General features: G+C 55.9%; 14 protein-coding genes and 1 tRNA gene. 4 read left to right on the top strand and 11 right to left on the bottom strand.

Annotation, left to right across the window (positions count from 1 at the left end; translation table 11 throughout):
* Positions 1–35: 35 nt before the first annotated feature.
* The 3 genes from iolG to M2108_RS09380 all read right to left on the bottom strand — a co-directional run bounded on the left by iolG (position 36) and on the right by M2108_RS09380 (position 6,216).
* Positions 36–1,082: an inositol 2-dehydrogenase gene (gene iolG / locus M2108_RS09390; RefSeq protein WP_277468839.1), complete on the bottom strand. Its 1,047-nt coding sequence runs from the start codon at positions 1,080–1,082 to the stop codon at positions 36–38.
* 848 nt (positions 1,083–1,930) lie between these two features.
* Entirely contained in the window at positions 1,931–3,055 is a 1,125-nt protein-coding gene (locus M2108_RS09385) for a glycoside hydrolase family 88/105 protein (protein ID WP_277468837.1), read from the bottom strand.
* Positions 3,055–6,216, bottom strand: coding sequence for an alpha-mannosidase (locus M2108_RS09380; protein WP_277468836.1), 3,162 nt, complete (start codon positions 6,214–6,216; stop codon positions 3,055–3,057). The genes M2108_RS09385 and M2108_RS09380 overlap by 1 nt, the downstream gene beginning before the upstream one ends.
* A gap of 156 nt (positions 6,217–6,372) precedes the next feature.
* Here M2108_RS09380 and M2108_RS09375 point away from each other — a divergent pair, with 156 nt between their 5' ends.
* Entirely contained in the window at positions 6,373–7,287 is a 915-nt protein-coding gene (locus M2108_RS09375; RefSeq protein WP_277468835.1) for a helix-turn-helix domain-containing protein, read from the top strand.
* Between the two features lie 1,010 nt (positions 7,288–8,297).
* Here the strand turns inward: M2108_RS09375 and M2108_RS09370 are convergent.
* Positions 8,298–8,381: transfer RNA gene (locus M2108_RS09370), tRNA-Leu, on the bottom strand.
* Positions 8,382–8,515: 134 nt separating this feature from the next.
* On the opposite strand from M2108_RS09370, the gene M2108_RS09365 reads away from it, so the two are divergent.
* Complete coding sequence (locus tag M2108_RS09365) at positions 8,516–9,535, top strand: hypothetical protein (RefSeq protein WP_277468834.1); 1,020 nt, start codon at positions 8,516–8,518, stop codon at positions 9,533–9,535.
* Between the two features lie 116 nt (positions 9,536–9,651).
* Positions 9,652–11,442 (top strand): helix-turn-helix domain-containing protein, encoded by a 1,791-nt coding sequence (locus M2108_RS09360; protein WP_277468833.1) that lies wholly within the window; start codon positions 9,652–9,654, stop codon positions 11,440–11,442.
* Positions 11,443–11,475: 33 nt separating this feature from the next.
* Here M2108_RS09360 and M2108_RS09355 read toward each other — a convergent pair whose 3' ends face one another.
* The 5 genes from M2108_RS09355 to M2108_RS09335 all read right to left on the bottom strand — a co-directional run bounded on the left by M2108_RS09355 (position 11,476) and on the right by M2108_RS09335 (position 13,697).
* Positions 11,476–11,706: a hypothetical protein gene (locus M2108_RS09355; RefSeq protein ID WP_277468832.1), complete on the bottom strand. Its 231-nt coding sequence runs from the start codon at positions 11,704–11,706 to the stop codon at positions 11,476–11,478.
* Positions 11,707–11,731: 25 nt separating this feature from the next.
* Positions 11,732–12,643 (bottom strand): AraC family transcriptional regulator, encoded by a 912-nt coding sequence (locus M2108_RS09350; RefSeq protein WP_277468831.1) that lies wholly within the window; start codon positions 12,641–12,643, stop codon positions 11,732–11,734.
* A gap of 72 nt (positions 12,644–12,715) precedes the next feature.
* Positions 12,716–13,168: an EAL domain-containing protein gene (locus M2108_RS09345; RefSeq protein WP_346780551.1), complete on the bottom strand. Its 453-nt coding sequence runs from the start codon at positions 13,166–13,168 to the stop codon at positions 12,716–12,718.
* A 32-nt stretch (positions 13,169–13,200) separates the two neighbouring features.
* The gene (locus M2108_RS09340) at positions 13,201–13,374 is read right to left on the bottom strand and encodes a hypothetical protein (protein ID WP_277468830.1); all 174 of its coding nucleotides are present in this window, start codon (positions 13,372–13,374) and stop codon (positions 13,201–13,203) included.
* A 68-nt stretch (positions 13,375–13,442) separates the two neighbouring features.
* On the bottom strand, positions 13,443–13,697 hold the full coding sequence (locus M2108_RS09335) for a hypothetical protein (protein WP_277468829.1): 255 nt from the start codon (positions 13,695–13,697) through the stop codon (positions 13,443–13,445).
* A 197-nt stretch (positions 13,698–13,894) separates the two neighbouring features.
* Here M2108_RS09335 and M2108_RS09330 point away from each other — a divergent pair, with 197 nt between their 5' ends.
* Positions 13,895–14,326 carry a hypothetical protein gene (locus tag M2108_RS09330; protein WP_277468828.1) on the top strand — a complete coding sequence of 144 codons (432 nt, stop codon included), beginning with the start codon at positions 13,895–13,897 and terminating at the stop codon, positions 14,324–14,326.
* A 90-nt stretch (positions 14,327–14,416) separates the two neighbouring features.
* Here the strand turns inward: M2108_RS09330 and M2108_RS09325 are convergent, their stop codons facing one another.
* Positions 14,417–15,010 carry a lysozyme inhibitor LprI family protein gene (locus M2108_RS09325; RefSeq protein WP_277468827.1) on the bottom strand — a complete coding sequence of 198 codons (594 nt, stop codon included), beginning with the start codon at positions 15,008–15,010 and terminating at the stop codon, positions 14,417–14,419.
* Positions 15,011–15,192: 182 nt separating this feature from the next.
* On the bottom strand, positions 15,193–17,979 hold the full coding sequence (locus M2108_RS09320) for a glycoside hydrolase family 3 C-terminal domain-containing protein (protein ID WP_277468826.1): 2,787 nt from the start codon (positions 17,977–17,979) through the stop codon (positions 15,193–15,195).
* Positions 17,980–18,161 lie beyond the last annotated feature (182 nt).

Below are 18,161 nucleotides of genomic sequence, written 5' to 3'. Positions count from 1 at the left end.
TTACAGCTCCCTCCGTGTTCAGGGTATGCCCCCACTTACAGGGCTTCTATCTCCGGGCATTCCTTCTCGGCAAAAGCAGACAGCTTGACCGGAAGCCCGGTCCGGTGCGATTCCAGGGCAGCCTCGGCAATAAGCTGCGCCTGCTGTCCGTCATAACCGCTGCAGACAGCCGGCTGCTGCAGAATAATGGATTGGGCGAATGCAGCAACCTCATCCGTGAACGCCTGGTTGTAGCGCTCCAGGAAAAAGTGCAGCGGCTGGTCACGGGTAACCGCCGTAGCTGTAGATACCTCAACTGTAGTCTGGCGGCAGTTGTCGGCTACTGCCGCTCCCTGTGAGCCGAATACCTCAACCCGCTGGTCATAGCCGTAGACGGCCTGCCGGCTGTTATCAATCACACAGATGGCGCCGCTGGTGAAGGTCAGCGTAATGACGGCTGTATCCACATCGCTGCAGCGTCCGAACATCGGGTCAATCAGATTGGCACCCCGGGTATAGACCTCCGCCACTTCCTCCCCCATCAGATAACGGGCCATATCAAAATCGTGAATGGTCATATCCATAAACATCCCGCCGGAGGAGAGAACATAGGCTTCGCCGGGCGGCTGCGGATCACGCGAGGTAATCTTCACAATATGCGGTCTGCCCAGCTCGCCCGCCTGTACCAGCTGCTTGAGCTTGCGGAAATTAGGGTCCATCCGGCGGTTGAAGCCAACCTGGAGCAGCACGCCGGCTTCTTTGGCAATCTGCAGGGCCCGGCTTGTTTCGGCCGAGGACATGCTGATCGGCTTCTCGCAGAAAATATGCTTTCCGGCCCGCGCCGCCCGCTCAATCCACGAGGCATGAGTGTCTGTCGGTGTGCAGATGAACACGGCGTCGATCTCCGGATCATTCAGAATGGCTTCCCCATCCGTAAAAACAGCTCCAAGCCCCCGGCTCTCCGCCCAACCAACCAGTTCCTCGGTCATATAAGCCTCTGAAATAGACTTCAATTTATAAGACGGCATCACACGCAGATTATCGGCATGCAGGCGTCCGATTCTGCCGGCGCCGATGATGCCTACTGTTACTTGATTTACCATGCTCGCTTATCCTCCCTCAAGGTAAGCGCTTAACCTTTCCGAGAACAGTATACTTCAAGCTGCAGCAAGCTACAAGTATTTTTTGACTTTGTTTTTTATCCGCCTTTTCATCTGTTCTAACGGATCATAGAGCCGATTTCGCCCAAGGAATACATTTCGCCCCGCTAAAGGAACACAGAGCAGATTTCACTCAAAAGATCCATCCCGCACGGCTGGCGCAAGGCCATTATTCAGCCAAATGAAGCGTCCTCGCCAGTTAACAGACCGTAGCACCGGTTTCACTCAAACGATCCATCCCGCATGGCTAACGTAGAGCCGTTATTCAATCAAAAGAAGCTCCTTCCCAGCTAACGGACCGTAGCGCCGATTTCACTCCAAAAGATCCATCCCGCACGGCTAACGTAGAGCCGTTATTCAATCAAAAGAAGCTCCTTCCCAGCTAACGGACCGTAGCGCCCTTATTCATCAAAAAAGGCACCCTAATCCTGGCTAACGGACCACAGCGCCCTTATTCCTTTGCCGACAGCCGCATACGGGAATAAAATCCGATAATAACGCCACTGGAGTCCGTTAGATTGTGGATAGGGTCCCTTTTGCCGAAATAAGGGCTCCTCGGTCCGTTACCAGCCGACGCATCTTATAACTCCAGCACGGCGAGCTGATACGACAGCAGAAAGATTGCTTGTCATTACTGGCCATACTTTCTTAAGACCGCACAGTAAACACCCGCAGCGCCGGGCTTCCCCGGCGGCTGACATCTGCTTTTAATCCTCTTGCATTACCGCCCGCCACCGCCACGCCAAATCCGTGGACGATAAGGGAAGCCTGTCTTGTCACGGCCCCGCACGTTAACAATAATGCAGCGCCTCGCCCAGCGCGACCAGCGTCATGGCCTGGCCGTAGGCCATCGGGGCGATAATAATGCCCTTATAATCGTCTCTGGTTTTGCCGATCGGCGTACCGCCGGAGACGCCAAGCACCGTACCCTCATCGTCAATTCGGTCCAGCACGGCCTGAATTGCCTTCAGCGCCGGCTGCGCATACTCCTCGGGCAGCAGCCCCCTGCGCACGCCGTGCAGAATACCGGCGGCAATGGCTGCCGAGCCGGAGGTCTCGGTGTAGCTGTCCGGGTCGTCCAGCAGCGTATGCCATAGCCCGTCTGCGCTCTGGCAATCCAGCAGTGCTTCCGCCTGCGCCTGCAGCACCTGCCGGAGATACGTGAACACGCCGTCCTCCAGATACGGGCGCATCAGCTCCAGGTATTCCGGCAGCCCCAGGCTGAACCAGCCGTTGCCGCGGCACCAGAAGGCTTCGCTGAAATTATGGCGGCCGGTGAAATGCCAGCCGTGATAGAACAGCCCGGTTTTTTTGTCATACAGATATTTGATATGCAGCAGCAGCTGATGCAGCGAAGTCTGCCGCCACTCAGGCTTATCGTACTTTACACCCATCTTGGCCGTGAACAGAATGGCCATGAACAGCGTATCAATCCAGATTTCGTTCTCATTGAGTGTAACCTCACTCTTGTCGGCTCCGGTTGTGACATGCTGGTAACCCTGCTCCACCGTACGGGGCAGCCCGTTCATCAGCCACTCCACCCACTCCAGGCTCAGCTCCTTCGCCACATCCAGCTCCATCAGCGACAGCAGCGGGGCGGTTGTATTGATGTTCCGGCTCGGCAGCCCTTTATCGATCTGACGAGTCATCCACGGCTTGGCATAGGCAGAATAACGCCCGTCGGCAAAATGCCGGTCCAGCTTCTGCAGGCCGTACAGCCCGACGCCCTGCGGCCAGTCCCACTCCTCCATCCCGAAATCACGGGCAAAATAGCCCCGCCGCCCGGCATCCTCACCTAAGGTTTGCAGCTCTGCTTCGTTGTCCGGCCGGTCCAGATTCAGCAGCTTATCGGATACTTTGTTCAGCTTGCTGATGATTTCCGCCTGATCCAGCTGCGCTCCTTTTGCATTCATCATTATTTCCCCTCTCCTGTCTGCTCCAGGCCCAGCCTGATTCTGAACGTTCTGATTTCATAGGGCCTGATCTGAAAATTCAGTTCTCCCGCCTGCCAGTCCCCTTCCGGCTCCTCCATCAGATTGCATTCCTGCCAGGCGGCGATGCAGTATCCGCTTTCAATAAGCACCTTACTTCGCGCACCGGCATACTCATGCAGACGCAGCACTACATCAGCGCCGTCCTCGGAACGTTTTACCGCATCAACCAGCACATAGCCCCCGTCAATGGAGAAAAGCGGATCCAGCTGCAGCAGGCCCTGCACAGTACGCAGAGGATTGTTCAACTCCCACGCTTCCCGGACCACTCCGCCCCCTACAAAATCACCCTCATGCGGATAAAGCGCATACGTAAAGGCATGATGTCCCTGATCCTGCTCGGGATTCGGATGAACAGCTGATTTCAGCAGCGTCAGCCGCAGCACGCTGTCCTTGATGTCATAGCCGTATTTGCAGTCGTTGAGCAGCGCCACGCCGTACCCCTGCTCGCTGACATCCGCCCACTGGTGGCCCACGGTTTCGAACCGGGCATAATCCCAGCTTGTATTCCAGTGGGTCGGCCGTCTGACATTGCCGAACTGGATGTCATAGGTTGCCTCAGTGGCATGAACATCAACGGGGAAGGCCACCTTAAGCAGCTGGTTATGCCCGTGCCAGTCCATTTCTGTGCGGAAATCAATTCGCGCTGTATCCCGGTAGAAGATAATGTCCTGGGTAATGGTTGTGCGGTTATACGTCCAGCCCATGCGCAGCACCGCCCGCAGCGGGCCGTTCTCGGTGAGCCTGCATTCTGTAAGCTGCGAGATTTCAGTCATTTTTTCCTGATAAAAAATATCAATATCCCAGGCCTCGAAATCCAGCGGCTTATCCTCAAACACCTGAAGCACATTGCCGCGCTGGCCCGGCGCCAGAATCTCCCGGCCGCTGCGGCGGTCGCGCAGCGAGGTGAAGTGTCCCTGCTTGTTCCAGACCGCTTCAATCAGCGGAGTGGTAAGCCGGCCTTCAGCAGCATCAGCAAGCAGCTGTTCTCCCTCCGGTGAGCTGTCAGCCTGTTGAGACACCGCTTTCAGAACCTCTGTACCCAGAGCCGGCATGGAAGGGATATGCACCAGCCAGCCGCCGTCTGCAGTACGCTGCTGTTCCGGCTGCCTGCCGTCAGAAAGCTGAATGACAGCGGCATCCGAAATATCGCCCGGCAGCTCCAGATAACGCCGGCCCTCCCAATTCGAGCTTCCAAGCACAGTAAGGAACCGTTGCCCGCCCGAGTCCTTTTCATCTCCGCCAGCGGGTTCCCCTGCACCGTTGATCAGAGCAAACGAACGGGCTTCCCCTTCGGCATATTCCAGGTCACTGTCCTGATAGACCTCCTTGATTGAGGAGCCCGGGATAATGTCATGGAACTGGTTGCGCAGCAGAATCTCCCAGATGGCGCGCAGCTCCTCAGCAGGATAAGACTCTGCCAGATCGCCGCGGCTCACGCCGGCCAGCGTATACAGCCATTCCGCATCGCGCAGCAGCAGCTCAAGGCGGCGGTTATATTTTTTATTGCTGGCCTGTGAAGTGTAGGTTCCCCGGTGGCACTCGAAGTACAGCTCGCCGTTCCAGGTGTGCACGAATCCGTCCGTTTTTTCAATCCGTTCATGCAGCCCTTTGAAGTAATCCCCCGCACTGCCTGGCTTAATCTTGGGTATACCCGGAAGCTTGTCGAACCGCCGCCGCAGCTCCAGCATGTCTCTTGTCGGCCCGCCGCCCCCGTCACCCCAGCCGTAGGCAAACATCAGGTGGTCGTTAATTTCCTTATCCTGATACGAATTCCAGATGCCGCGCAGCAGACCTGCTGTCATCCGGCCGTTGTAGGTGTAGGCATCGCCGTCTTTTTCCGAGGTGGTAATAAAATGAGTCAATATTTCAGAGCCGTCCATCCCGCGCCACCAGAACGTATCATGCGGCATCCGGTTGAACTGGTTCCAGCTGATCTTAGTCGTCATAAAAGTATCAATACCCGATTTGCGCAAAATCTGCGGCAGCGCCCAGCTGTAGCCGAACACATCAGGCAGCCACAGATACTTGCTCTCAATGCCGAACTGTTCGCGGAAATAACGCTTGCCCGTAAGGATCTGACGGACCAGCGACTCGCCGGATGGAATATTGCAGTCCGATTCCAGCCACATGGCCCCTTCCGGCTCCCAGCGCCCTTCCTTAATCCGCTCCTTGATCTGCCCGAACAGCTCGGGGTAATCCTGCTCCAGATAGGCATACAGCTGCGGCTGCGACTGCATGAACTGGTATTCCGGATATTCCTGCATCAGCCGCAGGACAGTCGAGAAGGAACGGGCCGCTTTTTCCCGGGTATGCTTCAGCTGCCAGAGCCAGGCGACATCAATATGGGTATGTCCCAGCGCCGTAAGCGTGACATCAAAGGTCTGCGGCATCGCCTCCACCGCCCCGTTCAGGCTGGCGCCTGCCCGGTACATGGAGCTGACGTGCTCTTCAGAGCCCGGCTCGGACCAGTCAATCTCGCGGAACGCGGCGTCCAGCGCCTGCTTCAGCCACTGCTTCTCCGGCTGGTCCCGGCCCAGATAGCGGAAGGTATCCAGCGCCGCCTGGGACATATAGAACAGATCATCAATCCGCTCATCCAGATATCCGATCATCGCCTCGCTGATCTTGTGCTCCTGCACCCTCGGCGCTCCCCCGCCCTCAAGGCCGGACCACAGCCGGAAAACAAGCTCGACCGCCCTGCCGCCAAGCTCATCGTCAAAATAAACCTCCCGGTGGTTGTTATCCACCCCCTGATAAGGCGAACCGTTCACAAACAGCAGCGATTCAAACCCCGAGTTATTGAAGCTCCCCGACTTGCCGAAATCAAACAGGCCTGCGATCTTGAAGCCTTCTTTCTTCTCAGGCAGCACTGCCACTGCACGCAGCCAGACATAGCGGTCCCGCCCGCTCCACTGCTCATTCAGCCGGATTGTCCCGTTAAAGGAGACCTCACCGGGATAAACACCATTTTTGCCGTCCTCATCCTCCGCGAACTCCAGCTCGGCAAGCTCACTCACTCTGACATATCTGTATTTGCCGACCTCGGCCTGCCGCCGGATCAGCTTTTCTTCCGTTAAAAACATTCTCTCACCCCTTGTATCCGTTTTCATACCGCCAATATAACAAATCCTCCAACTCAAAAACTATGCTTTATTTGCGGGAATGGGGAGTATTTATTGCATATTTTGCTTTTTCAAACCTATAATGGAGAAAATAACGGAGTGAGGCGGCGAGGGGATATGCTTGAAAACGGCTTATTGTATGAGCAGGGATATAGCGTTAACATTAACACGCCCGGCGATCCGCTTTTTTATTATTTTGACTATGACGAACGGTCGCACAATATCAATATGGAGTTCCAGCATGAGCATGATTTTTATGAGATTCATATTCTGATGGATTCCCGGGCCACTCACGTCATTGACGGCAAAATCCACGCCCTGCGCAAATACGACATCGTCCTCCTCCGTCCTTATCTGCTGCATATGACCCAGTATCCGGAAGGCCCTCCGCATAAGCGGCTGATCATCAACTTTGCCATACCTGCCGGCATACCCGGTTTAGAGAGCGCTTACAAAAACATGCTGCTTCCCTTCTCCGAAGAGGTGCCGATCTACCGGCTGACGGGTGAGCCGCGCAGTACCGTATTCGATCCGCTTAACGCCATTTTCACCCTGTCACACAGCGATTCTCTGCTGAACCCGGTACTGGTGCATACGCTGTTTCAGCAGTTTCTGTGCGCCTTATGCCAGCAGCAGGATAAGAACAGCTATGTGCTGGAGGAAGCCGGCAGTACTGCCGCGCAAAAAATATACTCCATCGCCGCCTACATTAACAGCAATTACAGCAGCGAGCTGTCTCTGGATTCTATTGCTGCGGAGTTCTACACCAGTCCTTATTATTTATCGCATCAGTTCAAAAGAGTTACCGGCTCCACTCTGACCGAGTACATCCAGAACACCCGGGTCCGCAAAGCCCAGCATCTGCTGGTTCACACCCGCCTTAAAATATCCGGCATTGCCGAGCAGTGCGGATTCACCAGCTTCTCGCAGTTCAACCGGATCTTCAACAAGCTGGCCGGCATGTCGCCGTCCGCCTTCCGCAAGCAGCAGCAGGCGGCGCCGGGAGCCGGCCCGGCCTTGTTGTCCTACTGATGGAGTGCATTATGTCTGCCGCTGGGCGGCGAGGGATGTTTTGGGGCTGGCACATGCGCCTGCTGGGCGGGGGCGGCACCGGGATGACGCATGCCGGTTAGACGGGAGGCAGCTCCGGGCCGACTTATGCTGGTTAGACGGGGGGTGGCTCCGGGCCGACTTATGCTGGTTAGACGGGGGGTGGCTCTGGGATGACGTATGCTGGTTAGACAGGGGGGCGGCTCCGGGATGACGCATGCCGGTTAGACGGGATGCAGCTCCGGGCTGACGTATGCTGGATAGACAGGGGGGGCGGTTCCGGGCCGATGTATGCTGGTTAGACGGGGGCGGCTCCGGGCCGATGTATGCTGGTTAGACGGGGGGCGGCTCCAGGCTGATGTATGCTGGTTAGACGGGGGGCGGCTCTGGGCTGATGTATGCTGGTTAGACGGGGGGCGGCTCCGGGCTGACTATGGACCAGCTGGATGGCAGAGACTAACTATTTCTGCGTTGCCTGATGCAGGGGCTGGAGAGTGCGGCTGTCCACCCCACCCACCCCACCCACCCCGCCCCACACGCCCCGCCCTTTCTGCGCTAACGGACTCAGATGACATTAATTTAGCCAAAGTCGCTTTTTGGACATGCTAACGGACTCCAGTAACCTTATCTGCCGATAGTAGCCTCGGATATTGCCGTTCGAGCCCCAATAAAGGCGCTACAGTCCGTTAGCCGGGCAAACTGTGCTTTTTCGGCAAAATAAGGGCTCTGGAGTCCGTTAACGGGTTAAAGACACCAAGTGACCTCCGGACCCGGTACCAAACACCTTGTGGACAGCCTTTCAGCATTTGGCGCCCGATAATTGACGCTTTGCATACTCCAAACCAGATAGCATGTAATCTGCGCTCTCCGCTACAGAACTGTACTCGACCACTCAACAGCGCCCTCCACCCCGCTAACCACGCATCCAACCCGATATAATGAAAGAAGCTTCCGGACTGCCCAAGGGCAATTCGGAAGCTTCTTTGCTGTTATGCGGTCGAGAGGACTCGAACCTCCACGGTATTGCTACCACACGGACCTGAACCGTGCGCGTCTGCCAATTCCGCCACGACCGCAAATCGTTTATCGCGGCACAAGAATGAATATACCATGGATTTCAGAATCGCGCAAGTTATTTTTTTGAATTTCATAAAAAAACTCCAATGCTTCTTTCTGTGGTCTGCTATATATTGGGATTGAGGTGATGAATATGAATAGACCGTATGTAACAGTAACCAGCCCAAATCTGCTTGCCGGCATGCTGAAGGAGCTGGATGAACGGCTGCCCTGTTTTGCTGCCCTGGAAGGAGTCTGCGGAATAACCCTGAACGGCGGATGCTCACGGGGATATGCCGATGAGTTATCGGAGATTGATCTGGTTTTTTATCTGGAGGCAAGGCAGTATGCACTGTGGACCGGCGGGTGTTCCCCGCTGCCGCTCGGCATAACCAGAATTGGCGGCTACCTCTATGATATCAAGGCTGTAAGCCTGGAAGAAGAGCTGGGGAAGACTTGGGACAGTACAGCCCTGTGGGATCTGTCCTATGCAGGGATACTGCATGATCCCGAGGGGCATATCGCTGGACTGATCCGCACGAAGCTGGCCGAACGTCCGGGGCGGCTGCAAGCTGAAGGCGTGTTGTTCAACTGCTGGTGGCATTACCGGCTGGCCGGCGATATCTGGCTGCACCGGGGGGACAGCGTGCAGGGGCATGCCATGCTGAATACAGCAGCCGCTCAGCTAATCGAAGCCTTATTCACCGCCAACGGTGAGTATGTGCCGCATCCGAAATGGCTGTTTCATCTGAGCCGTACACTTCCGTGGACACCGGCAGGCTGGGAAAGCGGCCTGATGCGGATTATGGATACCGGTGACTTTTCTCCGGAAAGCCTGAAGAACCGGCAGGCGGCCATGGACCATTACTGGCACGAAATCGATACTTATCTCATCAGTCTGGAATGTCCGGAGTACCCGCTTAATGTGATGCACAAAACCTTTTATGACCTGCTGAAGCTCCTCCTGTCACATGACACCCTCCCTGTAGAAGCTTGGACGGCCAGAGCGCGCCTGTCCCTGCTGTCGGCAGAGCCTTTTATCCGTTTTACCTCGGTTGACGGAGACCGGATCGCAGTGGATAAACACAAATTCTTCTCTATCTCCCCGGGCGAGCTGTACCCCTGGCATGCCTCTATCCTGAATCAGCTTCACGGCGAGCTGAAGCCCTCGTAGCGGTCAACCTGCAGTTGATTTTCTGCGGTGCTCCCCCTGCTCGAATCGCTGTTCATTACACCGGAGGGAATTATAATGGAATTACGACGTCGAATTTGAATCCGGGAGAAAAAATAATGATCAATAGTGAACAGGTAGGCAGACGGATCGCCATACTGCGGAGAGAAAAACAGCTATCCCAGGAGCAGCTGGCTGAACAGCTGCATGTCAGCGCCCAGGCCGTATCCAAATGGGAGACCGGCAGATCCCTGCCTGAAACCTCTACCCTTCCGCTCCTCTCCGCCGTTCTGGGGCATTCCATCGACAGCCTTCTGCTGCCGCAGGAGCTTGCGGTGCTCTCCGCCGTCTATACCGACGGTAATGAACAGCAGGACGTCACTCATTGGGTAAACCAGCTCATAACCGGAAATACGCTCACATTAAGTCTCGGTGACCAGTTTTTCCAGGGATTGCTGCAAAGCGACCGGGCTAAGCTGCTCCTTGTCAAATACGGGACCCCCTCCGGGATTTATTTAACGTTTGTGCTCAAGGGGCAGCTTTTGCAGATTGATGTGCATTCACAAGACTATCCTTTGGGCAAAAGCGGGCTTACTTTTGTTCATGCAGCATACGGCAATGAACGGGCCGGGCGGGATGTGCTACAAAAAATGAAGCACTATGCTTATTTTGAATGGACGCAATTTACGGTCGATCAAGAGCTTTTTCCAAGCACAATGGGGCATGAGGGCAGTGAATATCTGCTGCTCGTCTATCTGAATGCGGACGGGATTCATGCAGTAAGCTGCGCCGAGGGGGAACGGATTCATTACACCTCTGACCGGGCCCGGCTGTTTGCAGCGGAATCAGGCCGCCGGCATTGCATCATCGAAAAGGTAAACCGTCTCGGCTTCGGCAGAGGAATGGACTGCTCATGGGCGGGGGCGCTCTACACCTCCTTGTCTGTCATGGGGATCGAGACCAGCTATGAAGCAGTGATGGGCGTTTCCGGGGCTTGCTGGAGAGCCGCTTTTGCCCCGGTATGGGATTATAGCGCAGCTGACGCCCTCGCCGCCTATGACTTCACCCCGCCAGTCATCCAGGCTTACGGCCTCCTGGCAAGCTGGGCAAACCGGCTGACATCCGAAGAACGTAAACAGGAAAAGCTCACCATCATGGAGAGCCTCCATCATCAGCGCCTGCCGGTCGCCCTGAACCTGAGGGTAGCTCCTGAGTGGGGAGTCATAACAGGCTATCTCGATAACGGAAACACGCTGCTGTGCCGCAGCTATTTCGATGAGGAGACCTTTACGGAGCTGAAGGATGATCCCGAGTTTCAGGAGGCCATGAAGAGCAGCAAGGGTTATCTGTACGTAGACCACTGGCCGTATAAGCTGCTCTATCTGGAAAAGCACGATGATATTCCGCCGGCACTGGACAGCCTGTACGCTTCACTCCGGATCAAGCTGGAAGCTATGCAGGCAAACGGGCAGCCGGACTACCATGTGGGATATAAAGCGCTGGCTTCTTGGCAGGATGGTCTGCTGGATGAGGACTGGTATACAGCTGCGGATGCCGGGACATTCATACGCCGTTATAGCGTCAATCACTTCTGCATGATGGCGCTCACTGATGCCCGGAGAAGTGCAGCCGTCTATCTTAAGGCCTCTCTGGGTCTGGTGCACCATCCGTCAGCAGTTGCGCTTATGAGCGAGATGGCCGCTGACTATGAACAGATGGATACACTGCTCAGCTCCTTCTACAGCAGCATGCCTTTACCGGCCGCCCTTGAAGCGCATGCCTCCCCTAAGCAGCTCTGGAACCGGGAGAGCCGCAAGCGGCAGGCAGAGCTGCTGCATACCATCGCCGGACTCGACCGGCGCGGCGATGAGCTGGCAGCGGCGATACTGGAACAGGCTCAGTTACAGTAGGCTGCTGCTAATGGTTAAGGACTGGTATTAGGCCTAACGGTCTTGGTCCGTCCGCCCGCTTTCGGCGGATTCAAAGGCATTTTTGCCTCTGATTTCGTCCGTCTGCCCGCTTTCGGCGGATTCAAAGGCATTTTTGCCTCTGATTTCGTCCGTCCGCCTACTTTCGGCGGATTCAGAGGCATTTTTGCCTTTGATTTCGTCCGTCCGCCCACTTTCGGAGTCCGAACGCCAACAACAAAAAGCCGCCCAGACAGGCGGCTTCATTCTTCTTCATTCCGTATACCCCTACTTACTCCGAACCAGCCTTCTTCACCGGCCGCAACACGGCATAGCCATAGCCTTCCGGAAAATGGCGCTGATAATCCTGCTTCATTTCCTCGTCCCAGACATAGCCCATCTGTGCAGGATCGTAGCTCCAGGCTACTTCCTCGACTATGCGCATCACAGCCCCGTTATCCTGCAGGTAATCAAACGGCGGGTGGAAAAAGACCAGGTACTCCGAAGCCGGGATATCCCGGCACTCCATCCCCTCCGGAACCTCACCGGTATAATCAGCAGACACCGGGATTCCGTACAGATAGCCTTTGCGCCCGTTCACGTAGAACCAACCGGCTGTCTGGCCCAGCTGCCCCTCCAGCGTATGATGAGACATGCTCTCCAGTGTTCCAGACACCTCGTCACAGTTATGCCCGTTGTTCCAGAATCCGCCGTAATTGACCGAATCCGGGTCCCAGATACCGATAAATTTATGGTCCGGTATGAACTCCAGCTTAATCTCCGCTGCCTGCAGATGAACCTCCCGCATTTTTTCCCGCTCCTTCATCAAGTAGTGATAAGGGGAGAATACCTCGGCACGAATGGCCAGCGGAATGGGGCTGCGGGCTGCACGGTACGCTCCGGGCGTCAGCCTGAAGGCCTTCACAAACGCCCGCGAGAACGCCTCGTGCGATGAAAATCCGTACTTAACGGCTATATCCAGAATACGGTCATCCGTATCGCGGAGCTCCAGGGCGGCACGGCTGATCCGCCGCAGCCGGATATAGTCACGCACCGTCATTCCGGTCAGTGCATGAAACTGCCTGGTGCAGTAGTACGGCGAGTAGCCAAGCTGCTCTGACATCCGCAGCAGGGTTGGCGCGTCCGTAAGATCACTGTCAATCCAGTCAATCATCCGCTGGACCATCTCATTCCATTCGTACATTGAAGCCTCTCTCCTTTCACTATGGATCATAGCAAAAAAGGAAATTGCCGGTTTGATCTCATTTGCAGTGCCCTACCGTATGTTTACGGAGGACTCTCTTGTGGAGGCAGCAGTCTGCTGATGAAGTAACCCTGAAGCGGGTCGCTTCCAGGAACACACAGCAGGTCTAACTGCTCTCTCAGCTCCCCCCTTTGGAAACGAGCCGCAGGCCAAGGCTGTGGCTGAGTTCAATAATTGCGCGGACGAGTGTATCGTCGGAAGCCCCCGGCTGAATGCCGGAACAAAAGACCGGTCAATCTTGATAAGATCTACCGGGAAGGTCCGCAGATAGCTCAGCGACGAGAAGCCGGTGCCAAAGTCATCGAGCGAGATGCAAAGTCCCATGCTGCAAAGGTGTATGAGAGAGGAGATGATGTCCTCGTCCGACATCAGCACCGTCTCCGTGATTTCCAGCTCCAGACTATCTGCCGTAAGCCCGTTGTCTGCCAGTGCCTCCGTCAGCTGTTCCGGCAGACCGGGCTGCATGAGCTGTACCCCCGAGATATTGACAGCTCCCTTTAGCCGGATGCCTTCGTCCCGGAAGCTAGGGAGGTCCGCACCCAGTTACCGATACCGAGAATGGAGCCGTCGGCCGCCGCCTCACCATTGATATAGACCACCGGACCGGCGCTGCTCAGCGTCCCGCCCTGCGTCCCGGTGACAGACAGCGCAGAATGAATCCACCCCCCCATAGCATAACCACGTCCCGGATCAGACGACAGATCTCCTCCCGCCGTCAGAGTACCGCGCAGCCCGCGGGTCAGGAACAGATAGGGTCCGGCTTCGCTTTTGCGGTAATCAAAAATGCGCTCCCAGGCAGCTGAATATAGGAGGTGCCGCCGGGTCCCCCTGCGAACTTGGCAGCCGTTCTCCCGCCTACCTCACATACTGCCGGTACTATTTTGCCGGAAACTGTGCCGTCCTGTCCCTGGCCCTGTCCCGAGCTGACTTTGCCGGCATTTGCTGCATCATCGAACTTATAGCGGGCAATAAGCTGGTCACGAAAATTTGTCATTGTGGGCTCTCCCAACCTTTTTGACGCTGCTATACTACTCTATCCGGTGCCCATTTCTCAACTGTTATTTACCGCTTACGGTCATATGCCGCATTGCCATCTCCCTGTAAAAAAGCTTGCAGGCGCATACACATCAGCACAAGCCGTATCCGCATCCCTGTGTACTATAAAGTAAACAGGAAGCGAGGTGATCCTTGATGGGAAATTCAGCAAAAGTCCGCAGGCAGGCCAAACAGCTGAAGGGCCGCAAGGTCTGCGTTACGCTGCATGACGGACGGACGTATGTGGGATGGATAACCGGCTGTGAAAAAGAGGGGGTGGTCCTCTCCGTCCAACCGCGCGCCCGCAAAAAAGCGGGAAGTGCCTCTACTGCCCGCGCCAAGCAGGCTGAGGTGTCCGCTTTTATGCCGCTCCTGGGGCCGCTGCTTGGCAACCTGGGCGGAGCGGGCGGCGCCGGCGCCGGACTCGGCGGGCTGATGGGCGGCGGGCTGGGCGGGCTGATGGGCGGCGGGCTGCGCTTCTTCGGCCTAATCCGCCGGGCGATGCCGGTCGTGAAGATGGGCTATGGCATGATTAAGCAGATCCGGCCGTTTATGAACGGGCTGAAGGGACTTATGAATAATGAATAGCAGCCACGGCTTGTAAACCGGTAAAAAGGCCGGACAGCGGTCTCCTGGAATCAGGAAAACCACTGCCCGGCCTTATTGTATCCGGCAGGCTTACTTCATGTACATATTCACAAGCTCATAGCTTCTTTCTTTTGTAGTGCTTGCCAGCACAGCCACATATTCCAGCGGCTGCATCGTGCCGCCTTCATATTTAGCCGCCGCTTCCTCCGCTGTTTTATCCCGGTAGGTGATCCACTCCAGCTGCTTCTCCTTGAGCTCAGCCATTTCGCTCTCGGAGAGCAGGCTCTTGAGCGCAGTGTACACTTCGTTCAAAGCCTTATCCCAGCGCTCATATTCCTTGGTTGCAGCCTCGGTCATGGAGGCCGTTACCCCGGAATCATATTGCTCCTGCAGATCGCCAAGCCCGGCTTCCACAGCATCCAGCTTGTCCAGATACTTCTGCTTGACGGCGGAAGCCGCCGGTGTCTGCTCAGCAGCCGCTGTTGCCGCCGGAGCCGTTGTTGCCGTTGCCGCGGCTGCCGTTTCTTCCGGTGCAGCGGTGGCTGGAGCCGTTGCTGCCGGCGCAGCCGTCTCCTGTACGGCCGGGTCTGATCCGGCCGAATTGGTATTCTGCTGTGCGTTATTCCCGCAGCCGGCCAAGGCCAGGCTGCACATTATCGTTGTTAGCAGTATTGCTTTTTTCATGTCGCACTCATCTCCCATGAAGTAGTAGTAAGGTGTCAAATCCTAAGCGGCTGTATCTCTAAGACGGAACCGGGAGCCGGATAGTTGCTTACCTGTTATATAACCAAAAAAAAGCAAAAGACACTCGGCCGGGGCCGTAGTGCCTTTTGCTTCAGGGCTGGAATAGGCGCTTAGGCCTTATCCTACACCAGTTTAAATTCGATAGCTTCCACCTGCATCCCAGGTTTCACATGCTCCAGGGTCAGCTCATACAAACCGGCTTCCAGTTGCGCCTTAACCAGCTTCAGCTGAATCCAGCGGCCTTCAGTACCGTTCGTCTGAACGGTTGTCACCGTCCGGCCGTTCAGGTTCAGGTTGCATGCGCTCTGCGCCAGCTCGGTATCCGGGGACATGACACGGGCAAACAGCCGGTACACACCGGCCTGCTCCACATTCAAGACGGCGGTGCCTTCTGCAGTCAGTGTAACCTGTCCCTGGGCGGACAGCGTCTGCGCCTGTTCTGCCGCCAGGGCCGGCACAGCTGTAAAGGACTCAACCGTCTCTTCGATCACTTGCTCTCTGGAGGAGACCGGCGCCTGAAGGATGAATTCCAGAATGTTAACCGCGCTGCGCTGCAGCTCTCCGCGGGTCAGCGTACCGTTCGCCAGCGCCTCAATGGTGTTATCGCCGTAAGCGTTGGTTTCCGCACCATAGTTGCTGACAACCATATACAGGTCATTCTGGGCGCGGACCATCCAGTTTGTGTACTTCCGGTCAGCCGGGCCGCCTTCGGCACAGTCGTTCATTACTGCCCACCAGTCAGTCATCACGATACCCTTGAAGCCCCATTCGCCGCGGAGAATGGTTGTATTCAGGTCATAGTTGGATGCCGCCCAGTGTCCGTTAACCGGATTATAAGAGGTCATGATTGAATTCGCTCCGCCCTCTTTGACCGCAATCTCAAAGCCCTTCAGATAAATCTCGCGCAGAGCGCGTTCCGATACAACCGCATCCACCTTGCTGCGGTATTTCTCCTGATTGTTGCAGGCAAAATGTTTCAGCGTTGCACTTGATCCGCCTTTACGGATCCCGCGGGTGCAGGCTGCGGCGAATACGCCGGAGACCAGCGGATCCTCGGAGAAATATTCAAAGTTGCGCCCGTTCAACGGGCTGCGGCGGATGTTGAGTCCCGGTCCGAGCAGCGTATCAATGTTGTTGCGCAGCAGCTCCTGTCCCTCCAGCACATACAGCTCTTCAACCAGATCCGCGTTCCACGTTGCCGCCAGCAGCGTTCCGATCGAAACCTGGGTCGCCTTCTGCCCGCTGTCCATACGAATACCGGACGGGCCGTCAGATGTACAGGCCACCGGAATACCGTAGCTGTACAGCGAATCGGTTACGCCGCCGAAGGCTGAAGCCGTTCCCGGCGTAACCAGCGGGCTGCTCATCCCTTCGCCTCTGACCAGCGCGGCCAGGTCCTCATCACTCAGCTGGGCGATGAACGCAGTCAGGCTGATTTTACCCTCCTGCACATCGCGCAGCTTATAGCCCTGGTCACCGGTCTGCTCCAGACTCTGCGGCAGGTTTCGCTCAATGCGCTCGGCCAGCGAAATCTTCTGCTTGGGCGCTTCAACATAGACAAGCTCATAGGAGCCGTCCGCCCGGCGGGCGCCCGGCATCATTCTGGTGAAGCTCTCCGAAGGCGCCAGCGCCTCCTGCAGCTGCTCCACTACTTCGAGTTCTTCCAGCACATATCCCTCTTTGCCTTCAAGGCCGACAGGCACAGCCTGCTTTACACTTGTCCCTGCATACAGCCGGTAGGTTCCGGCTTCCAGCACATAGGCCGACGGATGTCCTGTTACTCCGGCATCATCATAGGAAGCCATAGTCCGCAGCTCGAAGCTAAGAGCAATCGTCTCGGATTCACCCGGATACAGCACCCCGGTCTTACCGAAGGCCGCCAGAACCTTTGCCGGTTTACCCAGCTTGCCCTGCGGGGCTTCGTAGTAGGCCTGTACGACTTCTTTTCCGGCATAAGTACTTCCAGTATTGGTTACGGTTACGTCGATCCATGCATAGGTTTTCTCGTCCTTGGTGAACAGCCTGGCTTCTTGCGGTTCTACGCTGAAAGTGGTATAAGAGAGCCCGTAGCCGAATTCAAACTGGACCTTTTCCGGACAAAACGTCTCAAAATACCGGTAGCCCACATAAATATCTTCCTGGTACAGGTTCTTGAATTCGTTGCCATAGTTAACCGTCGACGGATAATCATTGATTGAATACGCAATGGTATCGGTCAGCTTGCCGCTAGGCGTAACGTCTCCGGCCAGCACGTCGGCAATCGCATTGCCGCCTTCCATCCCGCCCTGCCAGGAGTAGATAACTGAAGAGATCGGATTGGTATAACTTTCATCATTCAGCCAGCTCATATCAATAATGTTCGATACGTTCAGCACGACAATGGTTTGCTCGAAATAGGCCGTCACCTGCTTCAGCATCGTCTTCTCATCCCCGGTCAGCTGGTAGCTTCCCGCCGCATCCGCATTATCCTGGTCTTCGCCGGCAGTGCGCCCGATAACGATGATTGCCTTATCGGACACGCTTCTGGCCTGCTTCACCAGTTCATCCGTCAGCGGCATTTCCTTCTGGTGCCACGGTTCAGCGGCCCATCCGCCCCCGCCGTTGTCGAACGGATGCTCCTGAATCCAATTCTCATAGACCGCGGCCAGCTCTTCATTGACCTTAATATTCTCCTTGCTGCGCAGCCCGTCCAGCAGATTCGTGGTATATGCCACATTCACGCTTCCGCCCGATCCAGTACCGCTGCGGTAGTAGTTCACTTGGATTCTGCCAAAAACTGAAGCGGTTTCGTTATCACGCAGCGGCAGCACATTTCCTTCATTACGCAGCAGGACAGCGCCCTCTGCAGCTACGATTCTGCTAAATTCAGCAAAGCCTTCCAACGGAATTCCGATTTTATCAGTGCTCAATTTGTTTCCTCCCGGTTGTAAGATTCCTATCCTTTGCAGGTTCTCCCCTTACTATAAAGAATACCCTTACAATTATCAAAGGTTTGATTGGATTTACAGCCATTTTTGTGCAAAAAGAGGGCAGCAGCCCTCTTGTTTCAAGTACGCCGGGACCAGCAGCCGCCGGGAGCTCGTCTGGCTGC

Source organism: Paenibacillus sp. PastM-3 (assembly GCF_029893965.1).
Lineage (GTDB): Bacteria > Bacillota > Bacilli > Paenibacillales > Paenibacillaceae > Paenibacillus_AQ.
This window is presented reverse-complemented; position numbering and strand designations above follow the sequence as displayed.

What these genes read in the sequence shown, in the direction of transcription:
- M2108_RS09355 (WP_277468832.1), bottom strand. Translation starts at nt 11,706, where the DNA reads ATGAAGCCGCCTGTCTGGGCGGCTTTTTGTTGTTGGCGTTCGGACTCC.
- iolG (WP_277468839.1), bottom strand. Translation starts at nt 1,082, where the DNA reads ATGGTAAATCAAGTAACAGTAGGCATCATCGGCGCCGGCAGAATCGGA.
- M2108_RS09335 (WP_277468829.1), bottom strand. Translation starts at nt 13,697, where the DNA reads ATGACAAATTTTCGTGACCAGCTTATTGCCCGCTATAAGTTCGATGAT.
- M2108_RS09340 (WP_277468830.1), bottom strand. Translation starts at nt 13,374, where the DNA reads ATGGGGGGGTGGATTCATTCTGCGCTGTCTGTCACCGGGACGCAGGGC.
- M2108_RS09375 (WP_277468835.1), top strand. Translation starts at nt 6,373, where the DNA reads ATGCTTGAAAACGGCTTATTGTATGAGCAGGGATATAGCGTTAACATT.
- M2108_RS09365 (WP_277468834.1), top strand. Translation starts at nt 8,516, where the DNA reads ATGAATAGACCGTATGTAACAGTAACCAGCCCAAATCTGCTTGCCGGC.
- M2108_RS09345 (WP_346780551.1), bottom strand. Translation starts at nt 13,168, where the DNA reads ATGCAGCCCGGTCTGCCGGAACAGCTGACGGAGGCACTGGCAGACAAC.
- M2108_RS09325 (WP_277468827.1), bottom strand. Translation starts at nt 15,010, where the DNA reads ATGAAAAAAGCAATACTGCTAACAACGATAATGTGCAGCCTGGCCTTG.
- M2108_RS09385 (WP_277468837.1), bottom strand. Translation starts at nt 3,055, where the DNA reads ATGATGAATGCAAAAGGAGCGCAGCTGGATCAGGCGGAAATCATCAGC.
- M2108_RS09350 (WP_277468831.1), bottom strand. Translation starts at nt 12,643, where the DNA reads ATGTACGAATGGAATGAGATGGTCCAGCGGATGATTGACTGGATTGAC.
- M2108_RS09380 (WP_277468836.1), bottom strand. Translation starts at nt 6,216, where the DNA reads ATGTTTTTAACGGAAGAAAAGCTGATCCGGCGGCAGGCCGAGGTCGGC.
- M2108_RS09330 (WP_277468828.1), top strand. Translation starts at nt 13,895, where the DNA reads ATGGGAAATTCAGCAAAAGTCCGCAGGCAGGCCAAACAGCTGAAGGGC.
- M2108_RS09360 (WP_277468833.1), top strand. Translation starts at nt 9,652, where the DNA reads ATGATCAATAGTGAACAGGTAGGCAGACGGATCGCCATACTGCGGAGA.